We start from the raw sequence: 16561 nt of genomic DNA on the forward strand, positions 1-16561 counted from the left end.
CCCGYCCGCGCCCCGCCCGCGGTGGCAGGCTGGGTCCGTGATCACCGTCGAACTCGCCCGCGCCCTCCGCGACGCCGGACTCCGCTGGCACCCGGACACCGGCGACCGCTTCGTGATCGACAAGGCCGGGGTCGACGACGACGTGTACACCGTCTCCGAGATGACCGTCGAGCGGCACGACCACCCGACGGGCACCGTGCTCGGCTTCAACGGCACGACCGAGTGGGCGCTCGACTCCGTCACCGCGGACGAGTCGCTCTGGCTGCCGCGCGAGGACCAGCTCCGCACGCTCCTCGGGCCGGCGTTCGTGTCGCTCACCGCGGGGTGCACGGTCACGGCGACGATCGACGGGGAACACCGGGAGTTCACGGACCCGGACGCCGCCGAGGCGTACGGGGCCGCCCTGCTCGCCTACATCGAGGCGTCGCTCGCCTGACGGACGTCGCAGACCGCCCGCCGGGGACGCCGACCGTGATCGCCCGGTCGGCACCGGCGGTCGGCGCAGACCGCCCACCGGGGAGGCCGGACGTGGTCGCCCGGTCGCCCCCGGTGGCCGGTCACGAACTCACCGGCCCGTCGGCCGATCCCGGCGGCCCGCGGTCACCCCCCGGGCGGCGCGCACGTGACGGCCGGTCACGACGGTCCGGCGCAGGCCTGGACGCCCTGCGGACCCGCGAGCGGAGCGCAGCCGGGCCACGGCCACGGCCACACCGAGCAGCAGCAGGACCACCGCTGCGGGCAGCCCGTACCCGAGCACCTCCGACCCGGTGAAGGCCAGTGCGCCGGGTACCGCCACGACCGGCACACGATCACGGACGGTGGCTGAGCTGACCACCACGGATCGCGCACCCGGCTCCGTCCCGTCGCCCGCGCGGGCGACGTCGCCCTCCACCTGTGAGGTGAACACGACCTCCCCGGCGCGGAGGTCCGCCTCGGTCACGGTGTGGAACGGGCCCGTGCACTCGGTGACGGCACCGGGCTCGAGCACCGTCGCCGCGCAGGTCAGGTCACCGCCCGCCGCGCGCCGCAGGTCGTGCAGCACGAGGTTGCCCGTGTGCCGCACCTCGGCGAGGACGGCCACGCGGTCGCCGGGACGGACCGGAGCGGTCACGGGCACGGTGTCCCCGCCCGCGCCACGCCGCACGACCCGGGTCTGCAGGTCGAGCACGTCGGACGCGCGGAGTCCGACGTGCACCGCGTCCTCCGCCGTGACCTCGACCGCCGACGGCGCGACCGCCGACGCGTGGAGGGTGAACGGCACCTGCCCGCGCTCGACGTCGTCCTGGGTGAGGACCAGGTCCGGCACGGTGCAGGTGACCGCCGTGTCCGGAGCGATCGGCGCCTCCGGACAGTCGATCGGCAGCTCCGGGTGCTCGACGAACGAGCCGGAGGGGCCGCGGAGCGTCACGTTGCCGTCGTTCGCCACCGTGACCGTGGACGCGACGTGGGCGCCGGGCCGCGGGAGGTCGTCGTCCGTCCGGCCGAGGTGCGCGGTGACGTGGGCCTCCAGGACCGGGCGGCGCTCGACGTCCACCCCGGCAGCGGCGCGGGCCGCGACCCGGGCGTCGTCCGCGCCCGTCCCGCCGACGCTGAACCGGACGTCGGACCGCCCCGCGTCGACGTCCTCCTGGGTCAACGGGTACCGGTCCACCTCGCAGTCCACCGATGCGCCGGCCGGGAGCTCGCCCGCCGGACACCGCACGCCCAGGTCAGGCCGGTCGTCGGCCACGGCCGTGACGTCCCGCACGGTGGTGTTGCCCGTGTTCCGCACGACGAGCCCAGGTGCCACGTGGTCGCCGGCACGCGGCGGGCCGTGCCCCTCCGGCGCGAGCTCCGCCGCCGCCGTGGCCGACAGCTCGGTCCGCCGTGGGAGCGGGAGGCTCGTCTCGGCGCGGGCCGTCGCGTCGGTGCCGTCCGGGGCACGACCGTGGATCGGCGCCGCGAAGTCGACGGCACCCCGGTCGACGTCCGTCCGGGTCAGCGGGTACGTGCCCCGGACCGCGCACGAGGTGGAGGCTCCGGGGGCGAGCGCCACACCGGGGCACGCCACCACCAGGTCCCCGCGCCCGTCGACCGACGCCGTGAGGTCCCGCAGGGTCACGTTGCCGTCGTTGCGCACCGTGAGGTGCAGCGTGACCGGGTCCCCGGCGGTCGGTTCGTGGTCGGGCCGGTCCGCCGTGAGCATCCCGGAGACGGTGGGGGCAGCGGCCGTCGTCGCGACCCTCGCGGAGGCCGTCGCCGTCACGCGCTGTCCGGCCCGCGAGGTCGCCGTTGCGGTCACCGCGTCGTCGATCGCGCCCGCGTCGAGGTCCGCCTGCACGACCGGCCGCGGAGCGGACGAGCAGACCGTCGAGGCAGTGGGGGCGAGGTCGGTCGTCCCGCACGTGGTCGGACCTGCAGTGCCGACGACGCGGAGGTCGTGCACGGGTGTGTTCCCCCCGTTCCGCACCGTCGTGGCGAAGGACAGGGCCTCACCCAGGTCCGCGACGGCGTCGGCGCCCGTGAGCACCGGACGTTCGCTGGCCACCAGGGCGTTCTGCTCGGGCAGGAACGTCACCCGCGCGGGCTCCGGCAGATCGACACCTCGGTGCGTGACGACGTCCTCGCGGTCCAGGATCCCGGTCCCGGCGACGTCCGAGGTCACGTCGAGCGACACCGTGCAGTCGACGGCGTCCGCGGCGAGGTCGCCGCGGACGGTCAGGGTGCCGTCACCCGGACCAGCGGTGACGGTGACGCCCCGGCACGTGCTCTCGACACGGGGTTCAGCGGCGATGCGGACGTCCTCGGGCAGCCGCTCCGAGAACGACCAGCCGGGCTTCGACCCGAGCTCCGACGTGTTCACGACGCGCGCCGTCATCCGCGCGGTCCCGCCCACGACCGGGGTCCCGGCGAAGCTGTTCACCAGTCGCGGGGTCGAGTCGAACACCGAGACCCCGTCGATCGCGCCGTCGTTGCCCTCGGACGCGGTCTGCTGGTTCCGGAGTCGCCAGCGCACTTCCGTGCCGTCGAGGAGCAGGCCACCCGGGGACACGAACGAACCCGCGCGGACGACGTCACCACCGGCCGTCCAGGACCGGGCACGGCGGTCCGTGCACGGGTCGATCGCTGCCGAGACCGGGCGTTCCACGGTCCCCTCGACGAGGCTGAAGGCGAGCAGCGGGTGCGCCAGGTCGCAGGACGCAGCCGCGGCGTCGACGCCGAACGAGACGAACCGGCCGGCCGCGCCGAGGGCGGTCCCCTCGGTGGCCTCGACCTCGACCGCGCTCGCCGGGATCGACCGGTCGAGGGTCCAGGCGCTGACGGCGTGGTTCGTCCGGGGATCCGTGCCGTTGACCTGTCCGAGGACGTCCGACAGGTTGCGCAGGTGCGCGTTCGCGGAGCACCCGACGACGTCGGAACTGATCCGGCTCGTGACGACGCCGTTGCACTGTGCCGGGTCGATCCACGACGGGTCAGCCCGGTACCGCTGTCCCGCGGACCCGACGTACTGGTCGAGCATCCGCGGCGCGGTCCCCGTGCCGTGCTCGAAGTCCTCCGACGCGCGCACCACGGGCGGGGCGTTGGCCGCGGTCGCCTCCGGGGCTGCTCCCACGAACGCGGGGAGCCCGGTCGCTCCCGGTTCGGCGCTCGTGTCGCCCCCACGGGGGGCCGCGGCCACAGGACTGTCCGGCACCCACCAACTCCCCGCCGTCGCCGACGCGATCATCACGGTCGCGAGGACGGCGAGCCGAAGTCGACGCTCACGTGTCGTTCTGTATGTGAAGTACATACACTCCTCATACCGCCGGAGGGGCGTGGTGTCCGCCCGTTCGCAACCGAGATGCTCGCGGCATCCGGTCCGGTCCGCGCAGGGGGACGCGCCCGGCTGGACGTTCCCGGGAAGCCCGCTGCGCACCGTTTGGTTGCATGGCGTCATGACCGTTCCGAACATCACGCTCAACGACGGCAAGACCATCCCCCAGCTCGGCTTCGGGGTGTTCCAGATCGAGCCGGAGAACACGAAGGAAGCCACCCTCACCGCCCTCGAGGTCGGCTACCGCCACATCGACACCGCCGAGATGTACGGCAACGAGAAGGAGGTCGGCGAGGCCATCGCCGAGTCCGGCATCGACCGCTCGGAGATCTTCGTCACGTCCAAGCTCAACAACGGGTTCCACGACCCCGAGGCGGCGCTCGAGAACGGCAAGAAGTCGGCCGACCTGCTCGGCGGGTACACCGACCTCTTCCTCATCCACTGGCCGCTGCCGACCGTGTCGGACTTCGTGCCCACCTGGAAGGCGATGGAGGAGCTGTACCGCGGCGGCACCGCCCGCTCGATCGGCGTCTCGAACTTCCAGACCCACCACCTCAACCGCCTCGCGTCGGAGACCACGATCACGCCGGCCGTGAACCAGATCGAGGTGCACCCGTACCTCGTCCAGGACGAGCTCCGCGCCTACGGCCGCGAGCACGGCATCGCGACCGAGGCCTGGTCGCCGATCGCGCAGGGCCTCGTGCTCGACGACGAGACCATCACGCGCATCGCCGGCAACACCGGCAAGACCCCGGCGCAGGTCGTCCTCCGCTGGCACATCCAGCGCGGCGACATCGTGTTCCCGAAGTCGGTCACCCGCTCGCGCGTCGAGGAGAACTTCGCGATCTTCGACTTCGAGCTCTCCGACGACGACATGACCGCGATCACGTCGCTCGACAAGGGACACCGCACCGGGCCCGACCCGGACACGTTCGACTACGTCCCGGCCTGACGGCCGCCGGTCGCGTGACGCGACCAGGGAGACGACGGGAGGCCCGTGGCTGCGCAGCCACGGGCCTCCCGTCCGTCGTCCGGTCCTGCCGGGCTCACGCCCGGCGGGACGCGGTGACCGTGAACTTGTCGGTCCGCACCACCTGCCGCGTCGGCCCGACGGCGCGTTCGAGCGCCGGTCGGTAGCGCAGGTGCGAGTTCCAGACGCACCACAGTTCACCGCCGGCCTGGAGGATCGTGGCCGCGTTCCGGAACATCGCCTCGGCCGCGTCGGTGCTCACGGTCGTGTCCTCGTGGAAGGGCGGGTTGCAGAGCACGAGCTGCGCGGACCCCGCGTCGAGCTCGTCGCCCGCGTCCGACCGCGTCACGCGCACCCGGTCGGCGACGCCGTTCGCCTCGGCCGTCGCGCGCGTCGACAGCACCGCCGCCCGGGACACGTCCGTCGCGACGACCTGGAGGCGCGGACGCCGACGCGCGAGCACGGTCGCGATCACCCCGTTGCCGCAGCCGAGGTCGACCGCGACGCGCGCCGTCGGCACCGCCTGGTCGGCGACACCGAGCAGGACACGGGTGCCCTGGTCGAGCGAGGCGCCGGCGAAGACCCCACCGTGCGCGACGATGGTCATGCCGAGCTCGTCGACGTGCACCGAACGCGGCCAGGGCTGGGTGGTGTCGGCGCGGGTCGCGGCCGCCCGGAGCGGGTCCTGCGCGATGAGCAGCCGGGACTTGCCGCGTCCGCGGGAGGCCGTCACCTCGCCGAAGTAGCGGCGCAGCACGTCGTTCTGCGACAGGTTCATGTGCTTCGAGACGCCACCGCAGAGCAGCACGGCGTCGGGGGCCGCCCACCGTGCGACGGCCCGGGCGACCTCGTCGAGCCGGTCGTTCGACTTCGACAGGCGCAGCAGCACCAGACGGACGTCGCGGAAGGCCTGCTCGAACGACTCCGGGTGGTGGAAGCCCCGCCGACCGAACGTGCCCGCGTTCGCCTCGAGGGCGCGCACCCCCACGAGGGAGTCCTGCACCACCCGGACGTCGGACGCCCCGTGCACGGTGATCGCGCCGAGGGTCAGGACGCCGTAGCGGTCGTCGACGACGGCGACCTCACCCGGCTGCCGGAGTGCGTCGCCGTGCACGTGGGGTGCCTCGTCGAGGATGAAGCGGTCGGTGCCGTCGATCGCGATGAGGTCCGCCGCGTCGTCGGGGCGGCGGCGGAACAGGTCGGCGAAGTCGGGTGGCACGGCGCCACCCTACCGACGGGTACCGTCCGACACGGGGGACGACGTCGGTATATCACACGTCGTCGGAGCGTTCCGCGGTCGTACGCTCGGACCGGTGCGCCCCCGGGAGCGGGGTCGGCACCGACGAGGGGAAGGGGCCGCATGTTCGCGACGGTGGATGCCGAGGGACGCCCCCGGCTGCGCGACCAGGCCCGGGAACGCCTGCGCGGCGAGATCCTCGACGGTTCCCTGCCGCCCGGTGCCCGACTCGACGACGTCGAGCTCGCCGTCCGTCTGCGGTGCTCGCGCACCCCGGTCCGCGAGGCGCTGTCCGACCTCGCGCACGCCGGGCTCGTCGAGTTCCGCCCGAACCGGTACACGCGCGTCACCGTCCCCCGGCGCGAGGAGATCGTCCCCTCGATGCAGGCCCTCGGACTGCTGTTCGGCGGCGTCGCGCGGACGACCGTCCCGGTGCTGAGCGACCGGAGTCGCACGCGGCTGTTCCGCGCCCTCGGTGAGTTGCTCGACCAGATGGGCACGGCGCGCGGGTGCAGCCCGCCCGACACCGCCTCACGCCTCTACCGCGACCTCATCGCCGAGTGCCGGAACCCGCTGCTGGCGTCGACGCTGCGCAGTGCCGCGGACGGGCTGACGTTCCGGCTCCGCCACGAGGAGCTCCGCTCGGCACTGCCGTGGGAGCACGTGCGCAACGGGATCGTCGCACTGCGGGTCGCGATCGACTGCCGTGACGGCCGGCTGGCCGAGCGTGCGGTGGCGACGATCCACCTCCTGCCGGACCCGGACCGGGACCGAGACCGAGATCCGGGCCGGGAGCGGGAGCGGTCGAGGTGACACCGCCGGGCACGGGCCACACGCCGCCGTGCGCCCGGGCGGAGGACGTCGTCCCCCGGCCGCCGCGCTGCACGGCCGGGGGCGCGTCACCCCTGCCCTGACCACCGGCCTGCGGCTCCCTGCCCGCGGCACCGGTGCGGCGCCGCGGACAGGGAGCGTCGGCGAGGACTCAGCCCGCGGTGAGCCGGATCGTCGCGGTCGTGGTGTTGGCACCACGGGACTGGGCGGTCGCGAGCAGCACCTGGTCGCGGAACGGCAGCCCCGAGGTCCGGACGGACCACCGGCCGGCGTCGTCCGCTTCGACGGTGCCGAGGTCGCTGCCCGGCACCCCCTGCTCGGACAGCCGGACCCGTGCGTGCGGCGCGGCCACGCCGGCGATCCGCACGTCCGGGAACGCCGGCGGGATCACGAACCCGTCCCCGGGCGAGGTGATGCGGACCGCGGCCCCGTAGTCGACCACGATCGTGACGGTCTGCGGGTCCTGCCCCGTCACCGTCTGCGTCGCCTCGAGCGTCCGCGCACCGCCTCGGTCCGGCGCGGTGAGCGTCGTGCTCCACGTTCCCTCGGGGTCGGCGACACGGACGGTCGCGACGGCGACGGCGCCCTCCCGCAGCACGACGGTCGCGCCGGGCGTCCCGTGCCCTCCGACGGTGACGGGCTTCGTCACGTCCGCGTCGAAGGTCGCCGCGCCGTCGAAGGCGGGTCGGCCGACCTCGACGTCCACGTCGATCGCGGCGAGCAGGGCCGTGGCCCCGTACGCCTCGACGTGGACGGGGTTCGTGCCGTACGCCAGACCGTCGAGCTCGAGCGACCACGCACCGTCCTCGACCTTGACGGCCTTCGCTGCCTCCACGCCGTCGCGGCGCCAGGACACGACGACCACGCCCGCTCCGGTCGGCGCGGTGCCGACGAGGGTCGCCGTCCGCCGTGCCGGGTCGACGTCCCGCGGCGTGGCCGTCAACGGCCGACCTGGCTCCGGGACGGTGGTCGTGGTGGTCGCGGTCGTGTCGAAGGTCCCGCCGGTGATCGACCCGCGCAGGTGCCCGGTCAGCGCACCCTGCGACTGCTGAACGTCCGACGGTGTCTCGATCCGGAGCCCGAAGCGGAACCTCTGGTCCTTCGCCACGTTCCAGTTCCGCTTGCCGAGCGTGAAGGAGTACTTCGTGCCGTCGCCCGACCGGCTACCGTCCACCAGGCTGTCCCCGCCGAACGAGCGCCACGTCGACCCGTCCAGGTACTCGCCGCGCTGCGCGGTCTGCCCGGTCGCGAAGGTCGTCCCGGACGGCGCCGTCACGTCGAGGGTCCCGGTCGGTGTCGTGAACGCCCGCTTCGCCGTGAAGGTGACGTACGCGGTGGTGGTGCCGCCCCGCTCGAGGACCGCGCTGCCGGTGTCGCCCGTGATCTGGCCCGGCTGCACGGGCTCCGCGATGGTCACGGTCACCGAGGCGGTGTCGCGCCGGACGCCGTCGACGTACTGCTCGAAGGTCAGGACGTTCGCGCCGACCGACAGCCCGGTCACGGTCGCGGACCACTTGCCGACCGTCCCGACCGGCGGCGCGGCGGCGACCTGCACGCCGTTCCGCTTGATGACGGCGTTCGCGGTCGCCTCGCCGGACACCCGGGCGGTGCGGCCGGCGTCGTCCTGCGCGTCGAGGTGCACCGACAGCCCGATCTGCTGGTACGGCCGGGTCACCGGCGTCCCGGAGACCTTCGCGGAGTTCTTGCAGAGCGCACCGATGCAGGCGTACGTCCAGAACGTCGGGGTGCGCGTCTGGCCCATCGGCCAGGCCGCGAAGGTCGCCTCCGAGGTACCGCCGTCCCAGTGGTAGTCCCCGCCGACGTCGCCGACGTGGATCTGGCAGGTGGTCTCGAGCAGGCCGCACCGCGGCTTCCCGGTCACGCGGTAGGTGCGGGAGTCGATCGGCGTGAGGCTGACACCGGTCGGGGTGTTCGCGACCACTCGGGGCTCGGGCCGGACGGCGCGGTCGTCGGCACCCTGGTCGGGGTCGGCGGGAGCCTCGGGGTCGCTCGCAGCGGTGGCATCGGTCGCGGCCGGAGCGACGGCGGCAGCGTCGCCAGCGGCCGGAGCGACGGCGGCAGCGTCGCCAGCGGCGCGATCGGCCGCAGCGCCGCCGTCGGCTGCCGTCGCCGTCGGAGGCGCGGCGTCCGGTCCGGCCGCCGCGGCGAGCGGGACCGGGCCGAGCACGAGGCCGAGGGTCGTGAGCACCGCGGCGAGCGCGGCGAGGACAGGGGGTCGGGAACGCATGGGATCCTCCGTCGATCGTCGTTCGACTCGGACGAGTCGCGTCAACGGTAGGGATCAGGCCGACCATCTGGTCGAGTGGTACATCACTGTACCAGGAGGTGCGCGATCGCCCCTCTCGCGCAGCCCGGCCGAGCGCCGGTCAGGGGCGCGGCGGTCGCCAGAGGACGATCTGCGTGTTCCGCTGCGGACGGGACCCGGCCTTGAGCGAGATCGCCGCGCCGGTCGTCGTCGCCGCGAACACGCGGGCGCCGGGCCGGTTGATGAGCTGGTCGGCGAGGGCGGTCTCGAGTTCCCGCACGCGCTCGCGGAGGGCGCGGTTCTCGTTCTCGAGGTCGAGCACCCGTCGGATGCCCTCGAGCGACACCCCCTCGGACCCGAGCCGGGCGATCTCCCGCAGCTGGGCGATGTCGCGCATGGAGTACCGCCGCGACCCACCGCGGGTCCTGCCGGGCACGACGAGGCCGAGCCGGTCGTACTGCCGCAGCGTCTGCGGGTGCATCTCGGCGAGCTCGGCCGCCGTCGCGATCGCGAAGACGGGCGAGTTCTCGTCCATGTCGGTCATCGATCGCCCCTTCCGTCGTCCGCGTGGTCCGGTTCCCAGCCTGGAGGCGCGGTGCGGGTTCCTGACGGAGCCGCGCCGCGCCTCCTGGCCGGGTCGTGCTGTGTCGTGCGCGCCCGTGGCGCGCACCGTTCGTGCTAGCCGCGCGCCTTCGCGAGGAGGTCCTCGCGGGGGTCCTCGTCCGGCAGGGTCGCGGCGAGGGCCTCGACGGCCTCCCGCTGCTTGTCGGACAGGTGCGACGGCACCGCGACCTGCACGGTCGCGAGCAGGTCGCCCGTGCCGTTCTTGGTCGTGACGCCGCGCCCCTTGACGCGCAGGACCCGGCCCGACGGGGTGCCGGGCGCGACCTTCAGCTTGACGGGCTCGCCGCCGAGCGTCGGGACCTGGATCGTCGCGCCGAGCGCCGCCTCGACGAACGTCACCGGGACGTCCACACGGAGGTTGAGCCCGTCGCGCTCGAAGACCGGGTGCTTCCGGACGCTCACCGCGACCACGAGGTCGCCGGCCTCACCGCCGTCGGGCGACGGTTCCCCGCGCCCGCGCAGTCGGATCTTCTGACCGTCCGCGACGCCCGCGGGGATCCGGACGTTGACCGGCCGTCCGTTGCCCTGCGACAGCTTGACGGTGTCGCCGGCGATCGCGGTGGCGAAGTCGAGCGTCGTGGACGCCGTGACGTCGCGGCCCTTGGTCGGGCCGCCGAAGCCGCGGTAGCCGCCGGAGTTCTGGCCGAAGCCGCCCCCGCCGAACATGCCGCCGAGGATGTCCTCGAACCCGCCGGCACCGCCGCGTCCGCCCTGCTGGCCGAAGCGGACGCGCTGCCCGCCCTGCTGGCCGAACATGCCGCCGAAGACGTCCTCGAACCCGCCGCCCTGGCCCGGGCCACCCGCGGTGAAGCGGGCGCCCGAGCCCATGGCGCGGACCTGGTCGTACTCGGCGCGCTGCTCCTTGTCGGAGAGCACCGAGTACGCCTCGCTGATCTCCTTGAAGCGGGACTCGGCGGCGGCGTCACCCGGGTTGGAGTCCGGGTGGTACTGCCGCGCGAGCTTCCGGTAGGTCTTCTTCAGCTCAGCGTCGCTCGCCGTCTTGTCGACGCCGAGGACCTTGTAGAAGTCCTTGTCGAACCAGTCCTGACTGGCCATGAATCCCTACCTCCTCCCGGGGCTCAGGCCGGGACCGCCACGGCGACCTTGGCCGCACGGAGGACGCGGTCGCCGAGCTTGTAGCCCGGCTCCACGACGTCCGCGACGGTCTGGTCGGTGGCACCCGGCGTGGGCAGCTGGACGATCGCCTCGTGCACGTTCGGGTCGAAGGTCTCACCCTTCTCGCCGATCTGCACGAGCTTGAACTTCTCGAAGCCGCCGCGGATCTTCTGACCGATGACCTGCATCGGACCGTCCGCGAGGTCGCCGTGGGCCTCCGCGCGGGTCAGGTCGTCGAGCGCCGGCAGCAGCGCCCGGACGACCTCGGCGATGACGGCGTCGCGGTTGGCCTCGCGGTCACGCTCGACGCGCTTCCGGAAGTTCACCAGCTCGGCCTGTGCGCGGAGCATGTCCGCCCGCATGTCGGCGACGAGGTCACGGTCGTCCTGGGACAGCTTGTCCTCGGCGATGCCGCGCGCGGCGTCGTCGAGCAGGGCCTTGTCCTCGGGCGACAGGTCGTCCGTCACGTCGGCGCTCGCCTGGTCGGAACCCGAGCCGCCGGCTGCGGGGCCGTCCGTGGGGAGTTCCACGTCCGGTCCCTCCGCCTCGATGAGGTCCTCGGGCTCCTGTGCGTTGGTGGCGTCGCCCTCGACCTGGGGTTCGTCCTCGTTCGGCACGTTGTCCTTGCGGTCCGTCATCGTTACTTCTTGTCCTTGTCGTCCTCGTCGTCCACGACCTCGGCGTCGACGATGTCCTCGTCGTCCTGCTGCGCCTGGTCGCCGGCGGGCTGCTCGCCACCGGCCGCGGCACCCGCGTCCTGCTGGCTGTAGATCGCCTGGCCGAGCTTGCCCTGCGACTCGTTGAGCTTGTCGTAGGCGGCCTTGACCGCGTCGTCGTCCTCACCCGCGAGGGCGGACTTCAGCGCGTCGACGTCGCCCTGGACCTCGGACTTGACGTCAGCGGGGAGCTTGTCGTCGTTCTCCTTGATGAGCTTCTCGATCGAGTAGACGAGCTGCTCGGCCTGGTTGCGACGCTCGTTCGCCTCGCGGCGGGCCTTGTCCTCGGCCGCGTGCTCCTCGGCCTCGCGGACCATACGCTCGATGTCCTCCTTCGGCAGCGACGAGCCGCCGGAGATGACCATCGACTGCTCCTTGCCGGTGCCCTTGTCCTTCGCGGACACGTGCACGATGCCGTTGGCGTCGATGTCGAACGTGACCTCGACCTGCGGAACACCGCGGGGAGCCGGAGCGATGCCGGTGAGCTCGAACGTGCCGAGCGGCTTGTTGTCGCGGGTGAACTCGCGCTCGCCCTGGAAGACCTGGATCGCGACCGACGGCTGGTTGTCGTCGGCGGTCGTGAAGGTCTCGCTCCGCTTGGTCGGGATCGCGGTGTTGCGGTCGATGAGCTTCGTCATCAGGCCGCCCTTGGTCTCGATGCCGAGCGACAGCGGCGTGACGTCGATGAGCAGGACGTCCTTGCGCTCGCCCTTGAGGACACCGGCCTGGAGCGCGGCGCCCACGGCGACGACCTCGTCCGGGTTGACGCCCTGGTTCGGGGACTTGCCGCCGGTCAGCGACTTGACGACCTCGGCCACGGCGGGCATGCGGGTCGAACCACCGACGAGCACCACGTGCGCGATGTCGTTGACCGAGACACCCGCCTCCTTGATGACGTCGTTGAAGGGCTTCTTCGTGCGGTCGAGCAGGTCGGAGGTCATCTGCTCGAACTGCGCGCGGGAGATGGTCTCGTCGAGGTTCAGCGGGCCGTCGGCGGTGAGCGTCAGGTACGGGAGCTGGATGTTCGCCGACATCTGCGACGACAGCTCCTTCTTCGCCTGCTCGGCGGCTTCCTTGAGGCGCTGCTTCGCGATCTTGTCCGTGGACAGGTCGACGCCGTGCTCGTCCTTGAACTTCTTGACGAGGTGGTCGACGATGCGCTGGTCCCAGTCGTCGCCGCCGAGGCGGTTGTCACCCGAGGTCGCGCGGACCTGGATCGTGGAGAAGTCGTCGTCCTTGCCCACCTCGAGCAGGGAGACGTCGAACGTGCCGCCACCGAGGTCGAAGACCAGGATGAGCTCGTCCTCCTTGCCCTTGTCGAGGCCGTACGCCAGCGCGGCGGCGGTGGGCTCGTTGATGATGCGGAGGACGTTGAGGCCGGCGATCTCACCGGCGTCCTTCGTGGCCTGGCGCTCGGCGTCGTTGAAGTACGCCGGGACGGTGATGACCGCGTCGGTGACGTCCTCACCGAGGTACTGCTCGGCGTCGCGCTTGAGCTTGCCCAGGGTGCGGGCCGAGATCTCCTGCGGCGTGTAGCTCTTGCCGTCGATGTCGACCTTCCAGTCGGTACCGATGTGGCGCTTCACGCTCGCGATGGTGCGGTCGACGTTCGTCACGGCCTGGCGCTTCGCGGTCTCACCGACGAGCACCTCGCCGTCCTTCGTGAACGCCACGATCGAGGGCGTCGTGCGGAGCCCCTCGGCGTTGGCGATGACGGTGGGCTCGCCACCTTCGAGTACGGAGACGACGGAGTTGGTGGTTCCGAGGTCGATGCCTACTGCACGTCCCATGTGTTGGTGCTCCTTCGATCGGGTGCGTGGTCTTGCTGAAGCCTACGCGGAGTTGCGTCCGCTGCGCTCAAGTCTAGACCTGAGTCGCATCGTGTCAAGTCACGGGACGAAGGCAGAGCGCTGGGCAGACATTGCGTATGTTATATTTGACGTACAGCATCCGCCGCGGTCTCCGCGGCCCGACCTGAAGGATTCCCTCCTCTCATGAAGTCATTCCTCAAAGCCGCGGCCGCGACCGGCGTCGCGGCAGCCACCATCGCCACCGGGCTGAGCTTCGGGCCAGTGGCCACGGCCGCGCCCGCCGACGACGGGACCTCGATCGAGCAGAAGCTCATCCTGGGGATCCCTGGCGGCGGCTTCGGCTACATCGACTCCGACGGTCACGCTCACGAGACGCGCGACTCCTCGGAGGCGCTTTCGAAGGCCGGGACTTACACGATCCCGAAGCCGGGCACCCAGGGCTGGATCATCGCCGGGGATGGTAATTGCTTGAACATCCATGAGGGTGGATCGGTGGGGGGAGTCCCCTATGCGAAGTTCCACAACAGCTCGTGTTACTCGCAATCTACGTGGACGGTGAGGGTCAGCGGCGCCATCGTCCACGGCAGATCTTCCCCTGGAGCATGGCTCTTCAAGCCCGGCACGACTGACGAGGCCTACATCAACTTCGCAGACGATGCCGAGGACAAGGCGATGAAGCTCCTCAACGTCGCCGCCGCAGTGAGCGACATTGACGTCGAGGCCGGCACGGCGCAGCTGACCGACGGTATCGCCCCGCTCGGTGCCACCTCGGTCGAGGTCTCCTACACGAACAAAGACGGCAAGCAGGTCGTCGACGACCAGGACGTGACCGACGGCAAGTGGGGTCCCGCCGCGCTGCGCAACCTCGCGCTCGGCGCGACGACGGTCCACCTCGCGGCCTACGACGGCGGCGACGTGATCGCAGAGAGCGACGTCACCGTCGACCTCCCGGTGACCCCGCTGGTCGCGACCGGCGCGTTCGGCTCCGCGGTCGACGAGGTCGCGACGATCAGCGGCACGGCGACCCCGGACACGGCGATCAACGTCTACCACGGCGAGAAGCGCATCGCGATGACCACGTCGGCCGACGACGGCACCTACTCGGTCCCCGTGAACGCGCCGAACATGCCCGGCACCTACGACCTCACCGTCACGCAGACGATCCGCGGCGAGGACGCCACGCCGCAGAGCGTGTCCCTCGACTACGGCTCCGGTGTCTCGATCACCTCCCCTGCTGACGGGGCTGAGCTCGACCCGGGCGACCTCCTCACCGTCCGCGGCGCCGCGCAGTCCGGCTCGATGGTGAAGGTCTACGAGAAGGGCCACGCCGACCAGGTGCTCGCCGAGACCGTCGCCGGCACCGGCAGCACCTACCGCGCGGTGGTCCGGGACCTCGAGGACCGTGAGTACCACCTGGTGGTCGAGGCCATCAGCAAGGGCTACAACCGCACGACTGCGGAGCTCACGGTCAACCCCGGCAAGTCCACGGTCGCGGACCCGACCGCGGCGGTGTCGTTCGACGCCGACGTGACCGAGAAGGCGACCGTGTCCGGCACCGGTGTCGACGGCGCCACGATCACGGTCAAGAACGGCACCACGACGCTCGGCACCGCGAAGGTGGGCAGCAACGGCGAGTGGTCCCTGCCGATCGACCCGCTCGGCGCCGGCAAGCACACCCTGACGGTCGAGCAGACCGGCATCGACGGCACGCAGACCACCACCACCACCGACGCCGACTACGGCGACGCGGTCGAGATCACCGGGCCCGCCGCGGGCAGCGTCGCACCGGGCGACCTCGAGGTCACCGGCACCGGCGTGGACGGCGCGAAGGTCACCGTAACCGGCGGCAACGCCCCCGTCACGACGACGGTCGAGGACGGCACCTGGTCGGCGACCGTGTCCGTTCCCGTGTCCGCCACGGCGACGACCCTGACCGCGACCCAGCAGTCCAAGGGCGCCCTCCAGACCACCGACACCGTCGAGGTCACCGCGAACGCGAGCACGACCCCCGTGACCGTGACCAGCCCCGCGCCGGACTCCACCTTCACCCCGAACAAGCCCGTGCGGTTCACCGGTACCGGCACCGTCGGCGCGAAGATCACCCTCGACCCGAACAACGCCCTCGCGAAGTTCACCACCACGGTCGGTGCCGACGGCACCTGGGCGATCGACCGCCCCATGGGTGCCGGCACCTACACGTTCTCCGTCATCCAGGACGCGGCCGGGCAGACCAGCCGCATCGACGGGATCCGACTCACCCCGGAGTCCGACGTCGTCGACCCCGTCACGCGTCCGTTCGACGTCACCACGCCCAAGCGCGGCGACGAGTCCAAGGGCAAGATGACCACGTTCGAGGGCACCGGCACTCCCGGTGACACCGTGCGGCTCAAGGTCACCAACTTCGCCTCCTCGGACGTCACGACCACGGTCGGCAACGACGGTTACTGGAAGGCGGCGAAGTTCACCGGCAGCGGTCCGTACACGTTCGACATCACGCAGGAGCGTGACGGCAAGGTCGTGGACATCGTCCGCAACTTCACCCTCAACCAGGCGGCCGAGGTGTCCCTCCCCTTCGCGGTCACCAGCCCCGAGGCCGGGACCGACCACAAGGACCAGACCGTCCGGTTCACCGGCAACGGGCGGGCAGGGGACACGGTCACTCTCCACGTGTCCAACTTCGCCTCGAAGGACGTGACGACCACGGTCGGGATCGACGGCACCTGGGCCCTCGACCGGTACCTCGGGACCGGGGCGTACGCGTTCGACATCACCCAGGCCAACGCCGCCGGCACCGTCACGGGCTCCGTCACCGACTTCCGCCTCAACCAGCCGGCGGCCGAAGCCGAGACCGACAAGCCCTTCGCCCTCACCACCCCGACGGACGGCGCCACCTTCACGCCCGGCGACGCCGTGGTGTTCACCGGGACCGGCGCGGCCGGAGCGACGATCACCCTCGACCCGGGCAACGGCCTGGCGGTCGTCACCACGAAGGTGTCCAGCACCGGCGACTGGAGTGTGAAGCGCTTCCTCGGCAACGGCCGCTACACCTTCACGATCACCATGCAGGACGGTGACGACGCACCGGTGACCGCCCTCAGCCCGATCACCCTCACCCCCGCGCAGTAGCGCGAACCAGCACCCGACAGCTCGGGGCCGAGCGCGCACCGCTCGGCCCCGAGCCCTCCCCGCTCGAACCC

General features: G+C 72.1%; 11 protein-coding genes. 4 read left to right on the plus strand and 7 right to left on the minus strand.

Annotated features, from left to right (window positions below; translation table 11 throughout):
* Positions 1-37: 37 nt before the first annotated feature.
* On the plus strand, positions 38-436 hold the full coding sequence (locus tag BEP24_RS13275) for a pilus assembly protein CpaE (RefSeq protein WP_065964171.1): 399 nt from the start codon (positions 38-40) through the stop codon (positions 434-436).
* Between the two features lie 129 nt (positions 437-565).
* Here the strand turns inward: BEP24_RS13275 and BEP24_RS13280 are convergent, their stop codons facing one another.
* Complete coding sequence (locus BEP24_RS13280; protein ID WP_141693465.1) at positions 566-3769, minus strand: hypothetical protein; 3204 nt, start codon at positions 3767-3769, stop codon at positions 566-568.
* A gap of 145 nt (positions 3770-3914) precedes the next feature.
* Between BEP24_RS13280 and BEP24_RS13285 the strand changes: the two genes are divergently transcribed.
* Entirely contained in the window at positions 3915-4745 is an 831-nt protein-coding gene (locus BEP24_RS13285) for an aldo/keto reductase (protein WP_065964175.1), read from the plus strand.
* A 94-nt stretch (positions 4746-4839) separates the two neighbouring features.
* Here the strand turns inward: BEP24_RS13285 and BEP24_RS13290 are convergent, their stop codons facing one another.
* Positions 4840-5982, minus strand: coding sequence for a class I SAM-dependent methyltransferase (locus BEP24_RS13290; RefSeq protein ID WP_065964177.1), 1143 nt, complete (start codon positions 5980-5982; stop codon positions 4840-4842).
* A 141-nt stretch (positions 5983-6123) separates the two neighbouring features.
* On the opposite strand from BEP24_RS13290, the gene BEP24_RS13295 reads away from it, so the two are divergent.
* Complete coding sequence (locus BEP24_RS13295) at positions 6124-6813, plus strand: GntR family transcriptional regulator (protein WP_065964179.1); 690 nt, start codon at positions 6124-6126, stop codon at positions 6811-6813.
* Between the two features lie 169 nt (positions 6814-6982).
* Here BEP24_RS13295 and BEP24_RS13300 read toward each other — a convergent pair whose 3' ends face one another.
* The 5 genes from BEP24_RS13300 to dnaK form a co-directional block, all read right to left on the minus strand.
* Positions 6983-9079: a hypothetical protein gene (locus BEP24_RS13300; RefSeq protein WP_065964181.1), complete on the minus strand. Its 2097-nt coding sequence runs from the start codon at positions 9077-9079 to the stop codon at positions 6983-6985.
* 139 nt (positions 9080-9218) lie between these two features.
* Positions 9219-9632, minus strand: a complete 414-nt coding sequence (locus BEP24_RS13305) for a MerR family transcriptional regulator (RefSeq protein ID WP_065964189.1) — start codon at positions 9630-9632, stop codon at positions 9219-9221.
* Between the two features lie 143 nt (positions 9633-9775).
* A complete protein-coding gene (locus tag BEP24_RS13310; RefSeq protein ID WP_065964182.1) occupies positions 9776-10777 on the minus strand; it encodes a DnaJ C-terminal domain-containing protein in 1002 nt (333 codons plus the stop codon).
* A gap of 23 nt (positions 10778-10800) precedes the next feature.
* On the minus strand, positions 10801-11475 hold the full coding sequence (locus BEP24_RS18075) for a nucleotide exchange factor GrpE (RefSeq protein ID WP_065964185.1): 675 nt from the start codon (positions 11473-11475) through the stop codon (positions 10801-10803).
* Positions 11476-11477: 2 nt separating this feature from the next.
* Positions 11478-13343, minus strand: a complete 1866-nt coding sequence (gene dnaK / locus BEP24_RS13320) for a molecular chaperone DnaK (RefSeq protein ID WP_065964187.1) — start codon at positions 13341-13343, stop codon at positions 11478-11480.
* A 204-nt stretch (positions 13344-13547) separates the two neighbouring features.
* Between dnaK and BEP24_RS13325 the strand changes: the two genes are divergently transcribed.
* Complete coding sequence (locus BEP24_RS13325; RefSeq protein WP_141693466.1) at positions 13548-16490, plus strand: Ig-like domain-containing protein; 2943 nt, start codon at positions 13548-13550, stop codon at positions 16488-16490.
* The last annotated feature ends 71 nt before the right edge of the window (positions 16491-16561 follow it).

The organism is Curtobacterium sp. UCD-KPL2560 (genome assembly GCF_001705035.1).
GTDB lineage: Bacteria > Actinomycetota > Actinomycetes > Actinomycetales > Microbacteriaceae > Curtobacterium.